Origin of the sequence: Chryseobacterium sp. PTM-20240506, from assembly GCF_048296755.1 — a bacterium.
In the GTDB taxonomy this organism is placed as follows: domain Bacteria; phylum Bacteroidota; class Bacteroidia; order Flavobacteriales; family Weeksellaceae; genus Chryseobacterium; species Chryseobacterium proteolyticum.
Map to the genome: position 1 here is coordinate 1,412,551 of NZ_CP182581.1, position 15,806 is coordinate 1,428,356.

A 15,806-nucleotide genomic window follows, 5' to 3' on the forward strand; every position below is an offset into this window, starting at 1 on the left:
AAAATTATTAAATACCAACATTCTGAACTTCTGCAGTCTCTTCAAGAAGCTTTTTCAACGTAGTATCTGCAGGTTTTTCCACAGACTGGTCTTTAATAAACTTGTCCTGAACCTTTTCTAATGATTTGTCCGCTGATTCTCCAGTTTGCTCTGGTGTCTTCTGAACAGGTTTTTCTGTATTTCCAGGTTCAGGCTCAGACTCCTGTTTTGCCTGTTTAATTTTTTCAAGGTTGTAAAGATAAAGGTTGTTCGCTTTGATTTCAAAATAAGCAAGCGTGTTTTTATCCACAATTTGTGCATCAGGATCTTCAAAAATTTTCACCAACCCTTTTTCCGGAATATATTTAAGAATTGAATTATTAATTATGATCAGAATAGACTCATTCTCCCTTCTGAATCGTTTCCCGTTTTCTATGGGGATCTCTATAAGTTTTTCAAATTTCAGACTATAGATCCTGAAATGCTTTCTTGTCAGGATATATACTTTATTTTCATAAACCAGAAGATCCATCAGATCATCAAAGCTTGCATCAAAAGGATAGGAATTTATTGTGGTATCATTTCTGAAATTGTACTGAATGAGACGTTTTGAGCTCTCATCCAAAAGCCATATCTGCTGAAGATCTTCTGCATATGCTATTTTTATAAATGCAAACTTCTGTTTGAAATCTATTCTCTGGATCTCATTGAGATTCTGATCTACAAACTTTAATTCCTGGGCATTTTCTGAAAACAAGGGAACTGAAAGTGGATTTTGAACCCCCTGGATTTTAAATGGTACCGTAAGCATCATTTTCCCAATCTGCTTTCCTAAAGAATCATATTTGGTTAAACTGAAATCTTTATTCTTATAGATATACAAATTTCCGTAATCGTCTGCAAAAAGGTCTTTTGCTTCTTTTAATTTCAAGGTATCCAGTGGCAAAGCCTTCTGCGCAGAAATTGAGCAGAAAACAAAAGCAAATATCAGGGGTAATAATTTCAATGTTCTTTTACTAATATGATTTCCCGAAGGAATATGACCAATTTACACACTTTATTTTAATCGTGATTCAATTGTTATTATTTTAAATTATTTAATAGCAACCTCATAAATTTTGGGCCAGTTTTTTCCTGTTACCAACATATTATCACCTTTAAAGGCAATTCCATTTAAAACATGCTCAGTGTTATCTCCGGAATTTTCTGCTGTCAGTTGCGTAAAGTCAAATGTACCCACAACCTCTCCGTTCACAGGATTAATTTTTAAAATGATCGGTTTATGCCAGATGTTTGAATAAATAAATCCATTGTGGTATTCCAGTTCATTAAGCTGATCATACACTTCAGCGCTTCCTGCCACAGGCATTGTTTTTAATATTATAGAAGGATCATTTACATTCAAAAAATACAGGTTTTTTGAGCCATCTGTCGCTATCAGATTCTTACCATCATAGGTTAGTCCCCATCCTTCTTTCATCGCTGATGCCAAAGGAAATTCGGAAATCAGTTTCAGAGAACTTTTATCATATACAAAACCTTTTCTATTTCGGTAGGTTAACTGAAATATCTTATCTCCTGCAGTGGCACAGCCTTCGGAAAAAATATCCGCTGGTTGTTTTGTTACACTAACGGGTACGGTTCCTCCCAAGTTATATTTTAAAAGCTTTGAAGATTTCTCCAACCCGACACTCTCGTACACCGTATTTCCTTCTAAGGTAAATCCTTCAATAAAGTTATCCGGATCATGCGGATATTCTGCTACAATCTGGTAGGACATCTGTTTTTCAGGATTTTTTGCAAAGACATTGATCGTAGCATCCTGATAGAGTGTTTTTCCTCCTTTTGTTTTAACAACAAATGTTACATCATTATCCCCAAGACCAAAAAACTTTGGATTAATGGTTAAATCTGAGGTTTCTTTATCCCCGAAACTGATGGTAATCGTTTCTGCATTTTCTAAGACATCCCCTGGAATTTTCAGTTTATCATTATAATGATAGCCTTTTTGTTCCATGGAAAGATTATAGTCGTTTAAAGAATTTAAAATCTCTTTATCTTTATTACAAGACACTAATAATACAACCGCTACAAGACCGGCTATCGGATTTACTTTCATTGAGTTTCCAAATAATTTTCTCAAAAGTAGCAAAATTTATTGCTTTGTACTAATTTCATTTTGGGCATCATCATGCTGTAACGCCTATTTGTTATATGGAAATTTAATTATTAAAACCTCCTTTTCTGTTTTCCATTAAAATAGCGCCCGATGGGAGCGCTATTCAAATATAATTTTAAATGAGTTGTTTGTATTACTTAATGGCAACTTCATATATTTTTGGCCAGTTCTTTCCTGTTACCAGCATATTTTCTCCTTTGAAAGCGATCCCGTTCAATACATCATCACTTCCCTTGGTATTCTGCTTGGCAATATCTGTAAAATCAAATGTTCCCACCACTTCTCCGTTTGCCGGGTTTATTTTAAGAATAATAGGTTTCTGCCACACGTTAGCATAAATAAACCCATTGTGGTATTCTAATTCATTTAACTGATCATAAGCCTGTGAGCTTCCTGCTACAGCTATATATTTAACCAATTTTGAAGGATCTTTCGGATCAAGGAAATACAACAATTTACTTCCATCGGAAGCAATCAGGTTTTGTCCGTCATATGTCAGTCCCCACCCTTCTCCTAATACGTTCGGATAAGCAAATTCAGATAAAAGCTTCAATGAACTTTTATCGTAGATATATCCTTTTTTGCTTTGCCATGTCAACTGATATACTTTATCTCCTACAATCGTACTTCCTTCGGAGAAGTCTTCCTGAGCCTGCTTTGTTGAAGCTAAAGGAGTTGTTGTGCCCAGAGTATACTTCAGGATTTGTGAAGACCCGTTTTGCCCGTCACTTTCATAGATCGTGTTTCCTTCGATCTGAAATCCCTGCACAAAGTTGGCTGGATTATGCGGATACTCTGCAACGATTTCATAAGAGATCTTTTTTTCAGGATTTTTTGCAAAAACATTGATCGTAGCATCCTGATTTAATGTTTCTCCTCCTTTTGTTTTAATATTAAAAGTAACGGCATTATCTCCCAATGTGAAAAATTTAGGATCAATCACAAGGTTTGAGGTCTCCTTATCTCCAAAACTGATGGTTACGCTTTCCGCATTATCTGCAACATCTTTCGGAAGTTCAAGTTTATCCCCGAAGTGATATCCTTTGCTTTCCATTGAATTGTTATAATCACTTAAACTATTCAATATTTTTTTATCATTGTTACAAGACGCCAACATCAAAATCGCCGCAAAACCAACTATTATATTTTTTTTCATTGAATTTCTAAATATTTCCCCAAAAATAGCAAATTTTATTCCGTTCTGCCAATTTGATTGGCGGGTTGACCAAATTGTAATATGTACCCATTGTTATCATAAATAGCAAATTCCCGCATGTCCCATTCAAAGGTTTCTATTTCGTAGCAAACTTCAGCCTTGTCTTTTAATTCTTCCCATAAATCATCTACACTGTCGACGTTAAAGTAAAATGAGCCGGTAAATCCTATTCCATTGAATTTTTCATGATCGTTAGGCTTCGAGAGCATTACCTCAACGTCATCTTTACGGATCGTTGCCCATTCCCATTCATCATTCCTTTCTACCAGGTTAAACCCAAGGATATGAAGATAAAAGCCAAGGGTTTCATCAAGATTTTGTGTCCAGAGTATGGGACGAAGAGAAGTATATTTTATCATATTTTTAATTTATAAAGCAAAACGCAAAGACACTCAATCTGCGTCTTTGCGTTTTTGTTATTTATTTTCCAGATAGGATTTCAGACTTTCTCCAACGATCGCATTCCATCCCTTCGTAAAGTTTTCTTTTGAAAATCCCTCTCCCAGGTTTTTAAAGAGATCCGTGTTTTCATGAGTCAGCGTTATCATTGTTCCTCTATCTTCCGGCTGAAGTTCCCAGATCACTGTAGTTTCAGCATCGGAAAATTCGGGATATGACCATGTATGTTTGAGTCGTTCATTGATGGTAAAATCCAAAATACTTCCCTGATGGTGGTATTTTTTTTCATTTCCGGGTTCATAGAAATTAAACTGTTTTCCTATTTCCAATTCAAAATCAGAGATATCAAAATACCAGGATTTCATCTGATCTCTATCCGTTAATGCCATCCAGACCTTATCAGGTGAAGCATCCACTTTCTGTTGAACAATAATAGGTGTACTCATGTTATTTTTTTATTTCTCAAATCTATCCGTGGGTAAACCCGGTAATTTTAGCTTCATCAAAATCCAGCTGCATTTCAATCGTCCGCATCACATGATCATCAAATATCTTTTCACGTTTCATACGGTGCAATTCATTTCGCTGCGCCTGTATTACCTGTCTTAAAACATCCTTATTCTCGTTCATTGCAGAAACGTAATCTCCTGTAGAAGCCATACATTGGGCTTTATCTGCCATCATCATCATTTCATTTTCCAGTTTATGTTTCTGATGACGTACAAGACTGTTTCTTTCTGCAAGATCTGAGAAATCAGTATCCAGTTTTTGCAAAGCGGTTTCTTTTAATTTTCTCATTAAAATAACCTCCTGTTTTTCTTCAGGTATTTCACTTCCTGCATCACTTATTTTCAACAACTTTAAAATAGGAGACAACAAAAGCCCCTGCCCCACTAAAGTAATTAAAATAATAACGAAAGTTACAAATAAAATAATATTACGATGTGGGAACGCATCTCCGTTAGGTAAAAATGCAGGAATTGACAATGCTGCAGCTAAGGAAACAACTCCCCTCATTGCTGCAAAGCTGATGATAAAGGGCTCTCTCCAATCCGGTTTGGGGACCTTCAGCCTCAGTTCTCTTGAACAAAGTCTTGGAAAATACATTAATGCGTAACTGTAGATAATTCTTGTCAGAATAATGGCACCACCGATCACCACACTATAGAAGATTCCTTCAGAGATGGTATAATCTTGCATTGCAGCAACTACTATGGGTAATTCAAGACCGATGAGGATGAAAATGATGGTATTCATCAAAAAGATAAGAACACTCCATACATTACCCGACTGAATTCTCGAAGTATGGCTCAGATAACAATGAGAGTTATAAGACATCAGTAAACCTCCGGCTACCACAGATAATACTCCTGAAAAATGAAAATGTTCAGCACCAACATACATGATGTATGGGACAATAAGCGTGATAATAGTGTCTATATTGGAATTGGAAGGAATGATACGAAGTAGAGCTCCGAAGAGGAAACCTACCGCAATTCCTATCGCAATCCCTCCAATAGCCATAATGAAGAAATCCTGGACAGCATCTCTAAAGATAAACTGCCCCGAAATAACGGCCGCTAAAGCAAACTTAAATACGATCAAACTCGATGCGTCATTAATCAGGCTTTCTCCCTCAAGAATACTCGTAATCTTCTTCGGGATCTTCATATTTCTGAGTACCGATGTAGCTGCCACAGCATCTGGTGGAGAATTTACTCCTCCCAACAGGAATCCCATCGCAACAGTAAGTCCCGGAATGATTGATGATGATAGATACGCCACTACTATTGAAGTAAGGAATACCAGCCCGAAAGCCATCGAAAAAATCTGCTTTCTCCATTTATGGAAGTCCTGCCATGAGGTAAACCAGGCGGCTTCAAATAAAATAGGAGGAAGAAAAATAAGAAAAACCAGATCCGGTTCTATTTCAATGTGAGGCATACCCGGAATAAAGCTTATCAATAACCCTGCTATAACAAGGAAAATAGGATAAGCTACTTTCAGTTTTTGCCCGATCATTACTAATATCATCACAGACAGCAATACTGCGATTGATATTATTACGTAATTGTGAATCATTTATTTATGATTTTATTTAATTAATATTAGGTTAGAAATCTAAATAAATTCTTTTGTCATTGTGTTTTTTATTTCCTACAGAACAATATTATTCTTCGGACTTATTGGTAAAGGAAGGTCATGTTCATTCAGCATATCTCTCATATCGATCTCAATTGTCCGGCTGATCTGTGTGATAGGAACATCATTAGGACTTCCTTCAAAAGGATTTACAGAAGCCTCTCCCACACTATCCAGTGTATGAAAGCACCAGGTTACCAAAAGTGAAAACGGAATATTAAACCATATGGTAAACCCTTCCAATAAAGTTTCCTCTCCCAGTTTATCAAATTCTTTCAACAATCCGAAAGGAACAAAAACAATAAACAGCAACAACAGGTAAGTAGTAATCGATGAAAAATTCCTGGGATATGGGAAGTTTTTTATTCTTTCAGCTTTTCCCTGATCATCGGTGAACTTTACCAGTTGCTGATTGATTTGTGTCCATTGGAAATCATTAATTTCTCCTTTTGCATAAGCTTCCGACAGTTCTTTGCTTTGGGCAGCCATCAATTGTGTAGCCCTGTTCTTTTTACTGAGAATATAGTGAAGTTCACTTTCAGAAAGATAAAGTTTCAGTTCTTCATCCAGCTTGGAAAGCCTTTCCGGAATGTCATATTTTTTTGAGTATTCGTCAAACTGTACCGTATTCATATTCTCCCATGCCCTTGGCTCCCTTAGTTGAAAACGTAATGCCGTTAACCATGCATAATGCCGTGAGAACATTTCTTTTACTTTAGCAGGATCTTTAGCAGAGAGCGAATCCCTGAGAATATATCCAAAACTCCGGCTGTTGTTAATAATAGAACCATAAATCTGCCTTGCTTCCCACAGCCTGCTGTAACTTGCATTATTTTTAAAACCTACAATGAAAGCTACCGCTGTTCCCATGATTGCAATGGGCTGCCAGGGAAATGAAACGAATGTTAAACCGAAATGATAAAGTACCGTAGGAATTGCTGCTAAAACGGCAAGGACATAGATACTTCTCCTTGTCCACATAGCAAATTCACGGGCTCCAAATCTTTTTCCTGAGTGCATAAATGTGTTTTTACTTTTTGTTAAATGGTATGTTGTTATAAAATCCGATCTGAATCTGTCCCCTGTTTCTATTCTCCTGGAGCTGATTCATATACCCTGCTTCGATTCTTAAATTCTTACTGATCACATATCCCAACGCTCCGTACACCCTGTTCCTGTCAAATACCGGGCTATCAAAGTGAAGAAAAACTTCATTATAGAGAGAAGCATAAAAAGTTTTCGGAAGCATTTCTTTATTATTGATCGGAATATTTAGCCCCAGGAAATAACGAAACCTCATTCTGAAATCCTCTTCAAGAAAGCGTTCTTCCAAACGGTAACGATGCTGAAGATAAAATCTTCCAAATTGTTGTTTGGTGATAAACTGCTGAAAAATCCTGTGTTCAATATTTTCTTTTTTCTCGCCGTTTACATAGGGCTGACTTAGAATAAATCCGTATCCTAATAAAACATTATTGTTATTTTCCGACAGATCGTATCCGATCCCTGTACGGATTAAAAGCTGCTCAAGATCTCCAACCGCATCAAAGTTACGATACTGAATTTCATTGTGCCAGTTCCATTTTTTATTGATTTTATTATTCCCGAAATACATATACCAGGCCCCCAAATCATTTTTCTGAGCAAATGAAAGTGTTGTTGCTAAAATAAAAATGACGAGGGATACCGACCTTATAATCTCCATACTAATCTTCTATGTTTATATTTTATTAATTAATTAGCCTGACCTATTTCCAACTTGTCAAACTTTCCGTCACTGTTGATATTAAATTTAAAAAAAGTTCTGAAATCACCCCAGCTTTCTGTGTGAAACCGTCCATAGATGGTTTTACCTTCATTTTCAATAGTATCAATCGAAGTAAATTTCTCGTGTCCACAAGCATCTTTTACGAATTTCTTAAAATCCCTTGGATTACCATCGTCATACAATTTAGCATCTGCAGTAAAGAAAGAAGTAAAAGTTTCCGCATCACCTTTTTGCCATGCATCAAAAGCCTTCTTTACCGTTTCATTTAATTTTGTTGTATCCATATCATTTTTTGTCTGTTGTTGAGTAGGGGTTGTTTTAACATCATTTTTCTGGGCACATGCGCAATACATGGAAAATACCGTCAGTAAATAAATAATTTTTCTCATGAGAATTTAAAGGGATAATTTAAGAAAATAATAAGAAGATTCAAACCCATGAACGGAAGCTCTATCAAAGCACCTTTTATATCCCCGTTAAAAAGCTCTAGTCCCATAATAAGCAAGATTGTTCCCGCCATTAAAAAATTTCCCCAGAAAAAAGTCTGTGGAATTACGATCAACACTGCACTGATTATGGTAATTATCCCCAAAACCATGACAGCGGTATTGTTCATTCCTATTCTGCCAAGCATCTGTAGCATTTCAGGTTTCCCGGAAACCATTGCTATACCTTGTTTAAAGCCCATATACACTGCAAAAACAATCAATACAATGGTGAGTATTTTTAAAATCATATGTTGTGTTTTTAATTGTTAAAGTTTGTTGAGAAGGAACCTGATTTATCCGGATGGCACTTATTTTACAGCCAATATATCATAATTGTTAAATTCATCATCTTTTGTTTAATGGGTTTAAAGTTATGAATTCCTTATTTAATCTTCCGAAAAAGTGTTCATTGTAAAATTAAAAAAACAGGAATGCAAATGTATAATAAAATGAAAACCGACAGGAATTCCTGCCGGTTCTTTTTAACTATATTTCGTATACAAAAAATGAATGTTACGGATGTACCTGAGCTTTAGCCGGATCATCATAATTTACCATCCAGTTGATTCCGAATTTATCTGTAAACATACCAAAATAAGCACCCCAGAAAGTATCTGCAAGTGCCATTGTCACCTGTCCTCCTTCTGAAAGTCCGTTGAATAATTTTGTAGCTTCTTCTTTTGACTCTGCATTAATGGAAACAGAAATATTATTTCCTGCCACAAAATGAGATGCCCACTCTCCGCCGGTGTCACTTCCCATTAAGACTGTTTCTTTAGAAATGGGTAAAGAAACATGCATGATCTTATTTTTATCTTCTTCCGGAGTTTCTTTTCCTTCCATTGGAGGCATTTCTCCAAAAGTTCCGATATAAGGATATTCGCCGCCAAAAACAGATTTATAGAAATCAAATGCTTCCCTGCAGTTCCCATTGAATGTAAGATAAACGTTTACTGTTGCCATAAAGTATTTTTTAAAATTGAGTTTGTCTGATGTTTTAAGGCTTTTCAGAAATTCTTTTCAACATGGAAAGCCCTTGCTCATAGTCTTTTCCAATGGCACCATCCATATTCATAAACAGCTTCATTATGGTAAAAGGGTATGGAATTTGGGAGGTGAACCCCCAGGTCACCTTGCTTGCGTTTCCTTCATGAGCCACTATAACATAAGTATCTGCTTCACTTTCGTAAGGAGTCATGAATTTAATTGAAGTATCTATTCTTTTTAGGAAAGGATCTACTTTTTTTATTTCCTGGCACCCTTTTCCTGCTTTATCATTTTTACTGCTCCAGCACATTTTTTCACCCGGTTGTCCTTCGGTTCCGCTCCATTCCTTTTTCATTCCCGCATCCAGCCTGTTCCATGGACTCCAGAGATCCATTGCTTTTAAAGTGTTGGTATTCTGCCATACTTTTTCTACAGGAGCATTAATTGTTATGGTTTTTTCATATTTGAAATCCCCGGAAATTAAGGCGGCTATTACCAACCAAACTATCAGTATTGCGGCCAAAACGATCATGGCCCATTTTAAAATCTTCATAGGTATTTCTATCTGTGCTGGTCTATTAAAATCATATTCCCATCGGGATCTTTTAGGAAGATATGCTCCGGTCCTGAGGTGGTTTCATCAGCCTCTTTTTCCAGATGAATATTATTTTCTTTTAAATGTTTCTGAATCTCACGCACGTCATCGAAAGATTCCAGATTCTCTGCATTTTCATCCCACCCCGGATTGAAGGTAAGCATATTCCCGTCAAACATAGCCTGAAATAAACCGATCAATGTACTTCCGTTTTTCATGATCAGATAGTTTTGGTCCATGTTTCCTCCCATAGCACTAAATCCCAGCTTTTCATAAAAGTCTTTAGACTTTTGAAGATCTTTTACACTTAAACTGAGCGAGAATACTCCTAGCTTCATATTTCTTATTTATTTTATTAACAAGTTTTATCTTCAGTTTTACTGATTGGTTATATGGGTTTTGAAGTCCATTGTTCCATCATAGCTTTTCCAGTCACCAATGAATTCGATATAAGGGGACTCAATTTTCTCAGTCACTTTATTCCACTTAAAAGTATAAACAAATTTACCTTTGAAAATACCGGAATGTTTGCCTTTATTCTCCTCTGCCAGTTCATATTCACCATACACAGTTCCTTTTCTTTTCGTGTCCTTATACTTTGTAATCGTCAGATTTCCTTCAAATTTAGAATAGGTTTTATCCACTAAAGAATATCCGGAAACAAAATATTCCTGATCATTTTTTCTGTTTTGTTCTGAAATATTAATCTTGAGCTTTATAGCCTGTTTATCATTTCCGATGGTTCCGGAGTATGCTTTACTGTTATTGAGCCATACATTTGAAATATTAGGCATCTGAGCAAAAGCAAAACCGGAAATAAGAATGAGGAGTAGTACAAGTTTTTTCATATTGTTTTTTGTTTTTAATTGAGTATTACGTAAGCAATATCAATAAAAGGAAATTCTGTGACAGCGTAGGGAAGGCCAATATTTCCTTGAGTAATTTTAACCCGTTATTACAGGTTCTAACTCATCCGAAGTTATACTCCGAACTGAGCCAGGTGGTGATTTAAATGTTTCGCAAACATATTGCTCCACTCATGGGATTTCAGTTTACCAAATGAGAATGATTCTTTTCCATCGAAGGCTTCAGCTCCCAGTTGTTGCGTTTTTTGGATAAATCCTATCAGCCTCTTTTTTTCTTCTTCAAAATCCCTTCTTCCCACAATCATAAACTGGGGTGCAGTAGGAGAATCTCTGGGATAGGCTTTTTCACTAACGACTTTAGGTTTCACAAAATTTTTCAGGATAAATTTTGCTATAGCTCCGGGCTTCTTATGCTTCTCCGGTTCATACACCATCTCATAGGAAACGCAACAGTGAGCCAGCATCTGATCCACCATCATTTTTCCCCAAATACCGTGAGTATCTTCAATAAGATTATTGATCCTATTGATGTAATTCTGAGCAACTTTTGCATCAAATACGTTTTCCATTGTTTGTTAATTGTTCGGAAAACAAATATATCAGTTTTTTCTGATGATTTTATATCCTTTTTTAAAAACCGTAAAAACCCGGGCGATGATATATGGATACCGGGTCTGAGGTATAAGTTACGGGGTTACAAAGTACGTGGTATGGATTAAGTTTGGGATGCAACTGATGCGATGCACTTATCTGGTCAATTTTTATTTTGCTTAAAAATTTATCCGATTTCTTCGAAGGAATCTTCTTCTTTTGGATTCTCAGGTTTTACGTACCTGAATACCAGCCATAATTTGATCTTCAGGGCAATCCACCCTAAAAAAGTATAGACAAGTAGAAGAACCCCCAAATGCCTTAAATAGGGAAATGTAAGTTCTACCGATCCTTTTTGAATCAATAATATTTTGAAAGCCTGTAAGAATGGGGTTAAAGGAATAATATTCGCAATAAACTGTACAAAAGCAGGCATTGCATTCAATGGCCAGGTGAATCCGCTGATAATAAACGCAGGTGAAGCAATAACCATCAGAATTTGAGTTGCCTTCAAGGCATCCGGAATCAGGATACTGATAAAAACACCTAAGAAAGATGCTGAACTCACAAAAACAGAGGTCAGAACTATAAAATTAAAAATCCCCTGAGGCATAGGTACTTTAAAAATCATGTGCATGAAATAATACATTCCCACGATCAGTATAGAAAACATCCAGATCGGTATCACTTTGATCAGCATTGTCGGAAATGCCCATTTCCTCATTCCATAATATTCTTTCACGAAGGTTCCTCCCTGAAATTCTGCAGCAAAACTTACGGCCATAGCCAGCAATATCACCTGTTGTAAAACTACAGCCAACATGGCCGGCCACATAAAAATAAGGTAATTGCTGGTTGTATTGAAAAGGGTAATATAATTGGTTTTAAAGGGTTCAAACTGGGTAGCTGCCCTTGTTGCCGGCATTCCGGCTTTCTGAAGAGCCTTTATCGATGCTCCCGCAGAAAAAGTTTCAATCGTCAGCTGAAGTGCTTTTGTGGCAAAATTTGCTGTAAGAACGTTTCCCGTATTAATGTAAACATTGACTTCCGGATATTTTTTTTGCAGCATTCCAGCTTCAAATTTGGATGGAATGATTACTACGGCTGCCGCATCATTTTTAATGACCTCATCTTTTATGCTTAATGGTTCCTGAACATACTTCAAAACCCGGATCCCTTTATTGTCCTGCAACATTTCCACCAGCTGGTTGGACAACGGAGTATTGTCTCTGTCGATAACAATAACCGGTGTATGCTCTACTTTTCCGCTTTTGTATACAAACCCCAGCAATGTGGCATAGAATAGCGGTGCCACAAAGAATACGGTTCTTAAGGTGGAGTTTTTAATGAACATCTTAAACTCGCGCTTTAAAAGACGGAAAAATTCTTTCATTGTTTATATCTGTTTAAACAGCCTTATGGAATTTCAAAAATGCCATCGGACTGTATTTCATTATTATTTCAGGATCACATTGGCGTTGACGAGGATATTTTTAGCTTTATTCATATCCTTAGGTTTTACTTTGATCTCATAAATTGCATCCTGCAGCTGATAATCGGGATAGGCAGTAGTAATATCCGCATATCTTGTCAGCTGCTTAATATACAGAATAGTCCCCTCAATGTTTTCTTTATTATAAACGACCTGCATCGCAACGGTTTGCCCTTTTTTATATTTTGCTATTTCGCTCTCAGGAACGGTAAACCTGAAATACGTACTTTCGGGAATGTAACCGTTAAACAGAGCAAAACCTGCGGTCGCAAGCTCTCCGGCATTAAGGCTGATGGTTTCTATTTCCATGTCGTTTGTCGCAATAATGTAACGTTCAGAATAAGCAACATTCGCCTCCTGTAAAGCTCCTTTGGCTTGCGAAGCCTGTCCGGCAGCCATCTCCACTTTTTCGAAACGGGTTCCTCTTTTTACATCATCCAGTTCCGCGACTACAGCGTCATATTGCGCTTTGGCACCCTGTAATTTAGCATATACTTCATCATAAGCCTGCGGAGACATCAAACTATCCCTAAACATATTAGAGGCTCTTTTGAAAGATTTCTGTGCGAAATCATACTGCTCTTTTAATCCTTTATATTTAGCCTGAAGCTGTCTAAGCTGATCTGCGGTAGCTCCGTTCTTAGCCATTTGTTCCTGTGCCGTTGCTGCACTTACGGCTCCCTGAGCCTGTGCAATTTTTGCTGAAACTTCAGGAACATCAAGCAATGCCAGGGTATCGCCTTTTTTTACGGTCTGACCTTCTGTAACATAGATTTTGAGGATCCTCCCGGTTACTTTAGGAGCAAATGAAACAACATCCTTTTTGGCTTTTCCTTCCGAATCATTGAGGTTTTCTTTTTTCTGTGCACAACTTCCCAATAAAATCAGAAAGCCAAATAGTATAGAGATATTTTTTTGCATCATTTTAATTTTAGTGGGGTTAATACAATTTCGTGATATCCAGCTCCTGCGTGGACCTCATCAGCTCAATTCCCGCTCTGCGCTGGTTGAAAACCGCATTCTGATATTCAAGTTCCGCAACTTCAAGGTCACTTTCCGCTTCTATAAGTTGTGAAGATTTGCTCATCCCATACCTGAATTCTTTTTCAGCCTGTACAAGGGCATTTTTTGCCAATTCTTTTTCTTTACTTTTCAGGTTTATTTGCGCCGTGGCAATATCATAATTGGTTTGATTATTCGCGAGGTTTAAGGTCAGTTTTTTCAAGGCATCTTCTTTTTTGTTTTGTAAAACTTCTTTACCTATCCGCGCCGTTTCTTCGGCATGCTTGCCCTCTCTTCCATCAAATATTTCCCATTTAAAACCTATACCGGCTGTAAACAAGGGCAGAATGTTAATATTCGTGGGCCTCCAGTCCAATCGCGCACCTTCATATCCAAGGGCAGGAATGGCGGGGATTACATTTTCAGATGTTTTGACTCTGCTTCCATATAGCCCGATATAGTATGCAGAAGCCATAAGCTGAACTTTTGGGATCATCCATGTTCTTTCTGCTTTAATTTTGTAATCTGCGGCTACAATTCCGTGATCCAATGCTCTGATTTCGGCTCTCTGCTCGATTCCTTTTTCCCGGGAAAGCATTTCTACAGGAGTTAAAACGGGTTCTATCAGGCGGAGGCGTTCTTTATTGATACCGGTTAAAATATAAAGCTGGGTAAGAAGCAGCTCTTTTTTTCCTTCATACTCTACAATCTTAGCATCCAGGGTTGCTTGGGCAAGCTCTATCTTTTTATGATCGTAAGGTGTAATCAATCCGTATCCTAGAGCTTTATCGGCTGTTTTCCTGTTGATGTCCAGCCTCTTTTTACTTTCATCCAACACATTTTTAGACTGATGGATCAGGGCGAGCTGGTCGTATGCTTTAGAAACAGCAGCTACCACGTCATCCCTGGTCTTTTCAAGAAGGATATCCTCTGATGCTTTTTTCTCTTCAATCGCCTTTTTAAGATATTTCACTTTACCTCCCGAGTACACCAACATTTTGGCATCTGCCTTTGCAATACCCGAGAAACCGGAAATATTAAGGTTGTTATTATACCTTCCTTCAGGAATTGTTAAAAAAGGTTGTAGATTAATTTCAGGAGAAGTTAATCTTGCCGTTGCATTCAGATAGCCGGCTTGCCCGCTTAATTCCAACGTCGGAAGGAAGATATCTTTCAGTTTATGACCGTCAAGATCGGTAAGTTTATTTTGGGTGATCTGCATTTTAAGATCCGAATCCCGAACCATTGCACTATCTAAAAGTTCCTTAAAGTCAGGCGCCGATTGTGCCCAACCAAAAGCTGGAAGTACAAAAAAACCAAGGGCAAAAATCAATAAATTGTTTTTCATGGTTCATGTTTACAACAAATATAATGCAAAAAAATGTTAAAACCCGTAGAATAATTCTCCTGTACAGTGAATTTAAAAGATGTTCAATGGTAATCGGCTTCCAACAGCATTTATTAAACAATCGTTTAAATATAGTTTAAGGGTAAAATAATTTCCTATAACCTATCTCAAGATCCTTCCTATAATCCATTCTTTTTAGTACTTCACAAAAAAACTCCTCAGAAAACTGAGGAGTTTTATATTTAGAAGTTGGAAATTACTTTTGAACTGCTTTCTTCATTCCAGCGTCCGGACGTAAAACCCTGTAACGTACTTCCAGGTCTTTAGGTACATAAAATACCAAAGGTAATCTACTGTTATAGCCTACAATTTCCGGTTTGATATAAATAAACTTTTTTGTTTCCTTTTTATTTAAACATCCCTTTAAAGTTCCGGCCGTCTCTCCATTGGATTCCACTTCATAATAGTTGTAGCCCCATCCCTGAAGATCCTGAGATTTTACGCTCCCCATCATGAAATAGTTATTACAATCAACCATTTTCTCCTTACCCACAAAATATTCAACTTTCAGATCTTTTTCATTTTTAGCGACAGGCAGCTGAATGTATACCTGCTTGTATCCGTCTTTAGCCTTTGGGAACATTTCAATTTCCAATTTTTCAAACTTTTCAGCTTTCTTTTGAGCAAAAGTATTTACTCCAACCATCATGACTAATCCCGCAACTAGCGTCTTTGAAAATTTCATATTTTTTGT

General features: G+C 37.0%; 19 protein-coding genes. All 19 read right to left on the bottom strand.

Annotated features, from left to right (window positions below; all coding sequences use genetic code 11):
- Positions 1 to 7 precede the first annotated feature (7 nt).
- The 19 genes from ACNFU2_RS06240 to ACNFU2_RS06330 all read right to left on the bottom strand — a co-directional run bounded on the left by ACNFU2_RS06240 (position 8) and on the right by ACNFU2_RS06330 (position 15,797).
- Positions 8 to 985: a hypothetical protein gene (locus ACNFU2_RS06240; RefSeq protein WP_418124178.1), complete on the bottom strand. Its 978-nt coding sequence runs from the start codon at positions 983 to 985 to the stop codon at positions 8 to 10.
- 87 nt (positions 986 to 1,072) lie between these two features.
- Positions 1,073 to 2,098: a glutaminyl-peptide cyclotransferase gene (locus tag ACNFU2_RS06245; RefSeq protein WP_418124893.1), complete on the bottom strand. Its 1,026-nt coding sequence runs from the start codon at positions 2,096 to 2,098 to the stop codon at positions 1,073 to 1,075.
- Positions 2,099 to 2,291: 193 nt separating this feature from the next.
- Positions 2,292 to 3,314: a glutaminyl-peptide cyclotransferase gene (locus ACNFU2_RS06250; RefSeq protein WP_172278965.1), complete on the bottom strand. Its 1,023-nt coding sequence runs from the start codon at positions 3,312 to 3,314 to the stop codon at positions 2,292 to 2,294.
- Positions 3,315 to 3,349: 35 nt separating this feature from the next.
- Positions 3,350 to 3,733, bottom strand: a complete 384-nt coding sequence (locus tag ACNFU2_RS06255) for a VOC family protein (protein ID WP_172278967.1) — start codon at positions 3,731 to 3,733, stop codon at positions 3,350 to 3,352.
- A 57-nt stretch (positions 3,734 to 3,790) separates the two neighbouring features.
- A complete protein-coding gene (locus tag ACNFU2_RS06260; protein ID WP_418124181.1) occupies positions 3,791 to 4,219 on the bottom strand; it encodes an SRPBCC family protein in 429 nt (142 codons plus the stop codon).
- A gap of 22 nt (positions 4,220 to 4,241) precedes the next feature.
- On the bottom strand, positions 4,242 to 5,855 hold the full coding sequence (locus tag ACNFU2_RS06265) for a Na+/H+ antiporter (RefSeq protein WP_418124183.1): 1,614 nt from the start codon (positions 5,853 to 5,855) through the stop codon (positions 4,242 to 4,244).
- A gap of 75 nt (positions 5,856 to 5,930) precedes the next feature.
- Positions 5,931 to 6,935 carry a bestrophin family protein gene (locus ACNFU2_RS06270; protein WP_418124185.1) on the bottom strand — a complete coding sequence of 335 codons (1,005 nt, stop codon included), beginning with the start codon at positions 6,933 to 6,935 and terminating at the stop codon, positions 5,931 to 5,933.
- Between the two features lie 10 nt (positions 6,936 to 6,945).
- Positions 6,946 to 7,620 carry a DUF2490 domain-containing protein gene (locus tag ACNFU2_RS06275; protein ID WP_172278975.1) on the bottom strand — a complete coding sequence of 225 codons (675 nt, stop codon included), beginning with the start codon at positions 7,618 to 7,620 and terminating at the stop codon, positions 6,946 to 6,948.
- A gap of 29 nt (positions 7,621 to 7,649) precedes the next feature.
- Positions 7,650 to 8,072 (bottom strand): hypothetical protein, encoded by a 423-nt coding sequence (locus tag ACNFU2_RS06280; protein WP_418124187.1) that lies wholly within the window; start codon positions 8,070 to 8,072, stop codon positions 7,650 to 7,652.
- Positions 8,069 to 8,419 (bottom strand): DoxX family protein, encoded by a 351-nt coding sequence (locus ACNFU2_RS06285; RefSeq protein WP_418124189.1) that lies wholly within the window; start codon positions 8,417 to 8,419, stop codon positions 8,069 to 8,071. Before ACNFU2_RS06285 ends, ACNFU2_RS06280 begins: the two co-directional genes overlap by 4 nt.
- Before the next feature lie 265 nt (positions 8,420 to 8,684).
- Entirely contained in the window at positions 8,685 to 9,134 is a 450-nt protein-coding gene (locus ACNFU2_RS06290) for a VOC family protein (protein WP_345987800.1), read from the bottom strand.
- 34 nt (positions 9,135 to 9,168) lie between these two features.
- On the bottom strand, positions 9,169 to 9,711 hold the full coding sequence (locus tag ACNFU2_RS06295; RefSeq protein ID WP_418124190.1) for an SRPBCC family protein: 543 nt from the start codon (positions 9,709 to 9,711) through the stop codon (positions 9,169 to 9,171).
- A gap of 8 nt (positions 9,712 to 9,719) precedes the next feature.
- Positions 9,720 to 10,091, bottom strand: coding sequence for a VOC family protein (locus tag ACNFU2_RS06300; protein ID WP_273648373.1), 372 nt, complete (start codon positions 10,089 to 10,091; stop codon positions 9,720 to 9,722).
- A 39-nt stretch (positions 10,092 to 10,130) separates the two neighbouring features.
- Positions 10,131 to 10,601, bottom strand: a complete 471-nt coding sequence (locus ACNFU2_RS06305) for a hypothetical protein (RefSeq protein WP_273648374.1) — start codon at positions 10,599 to 10,601, stop codon at positions 10,131 to 10,133.
- A 131-nt stretch (positions 10,602 to 10,732) separates the two neighbouring features.
- Entirely contained in the window at positions 10,733 to 11,188 is a 456-nt protein-coding gene (locus ACNFU2_RS06310) for a DUF1569 domain-containing protein (RefSeq protein WP_172278987.1), read from the bottom strand.
- A 209-nt stretch (positions 11,189 to 11,397) separates the two neighbouring features.
- Complete coding sequence (locus ACNFU2_RS06315) at positions 11,398 to 12,603, bottom strand: ABC transporter permease (protein WP_418124193.1); 1,206 nt, start codon at positions 12,601 to 12,603, stop codon at positions 11,398 to 11,400.
- 63 nt (positions 12,604 to 12,666) lie between these two features.
- Positions 12,667 to 13,623 carry an HlyD family secretion protein gene (locus ACNFU2_RS06320; protein ID WP_418124195.1) on the bottom strand — a complete coding sequence of 319 codons (957 nt, stop codon included), beginning with the start codon at positions 13,621 to 13,623 and terminating at the stop codon, positions 12,667 to 12,669.
- A gap of 19 nt (positions 13,624 to 13,642) precedes the next feature.
- Positions 13,643 to 15,052 (bottom strand): TolC family protein, encoded by a 1,410-nt coding sequence (locus ACNFU2_RS06325; RefSeq protein ID WP_418124197.1) that lies wholly within the window; start codon positions 15,050 to 15,052, stop codon positions 13,643 to 13,645.
- Positions 15,053 to 15,308: 256 nt separating this feature from the next.
- Positions 15,309 to 15,797, bottom strand: coding sequence for an ecotin family protein (locus tag ACNFU2_RS06330; protein WP_418124199.1), 489 nt, complete (start codon positions 15,795 to 15,797; stop codon positions 15,309 to 15,311).
- Between the last annotated feature and the right edge of the window lie 9 nt (positions 15,798 to 15,806).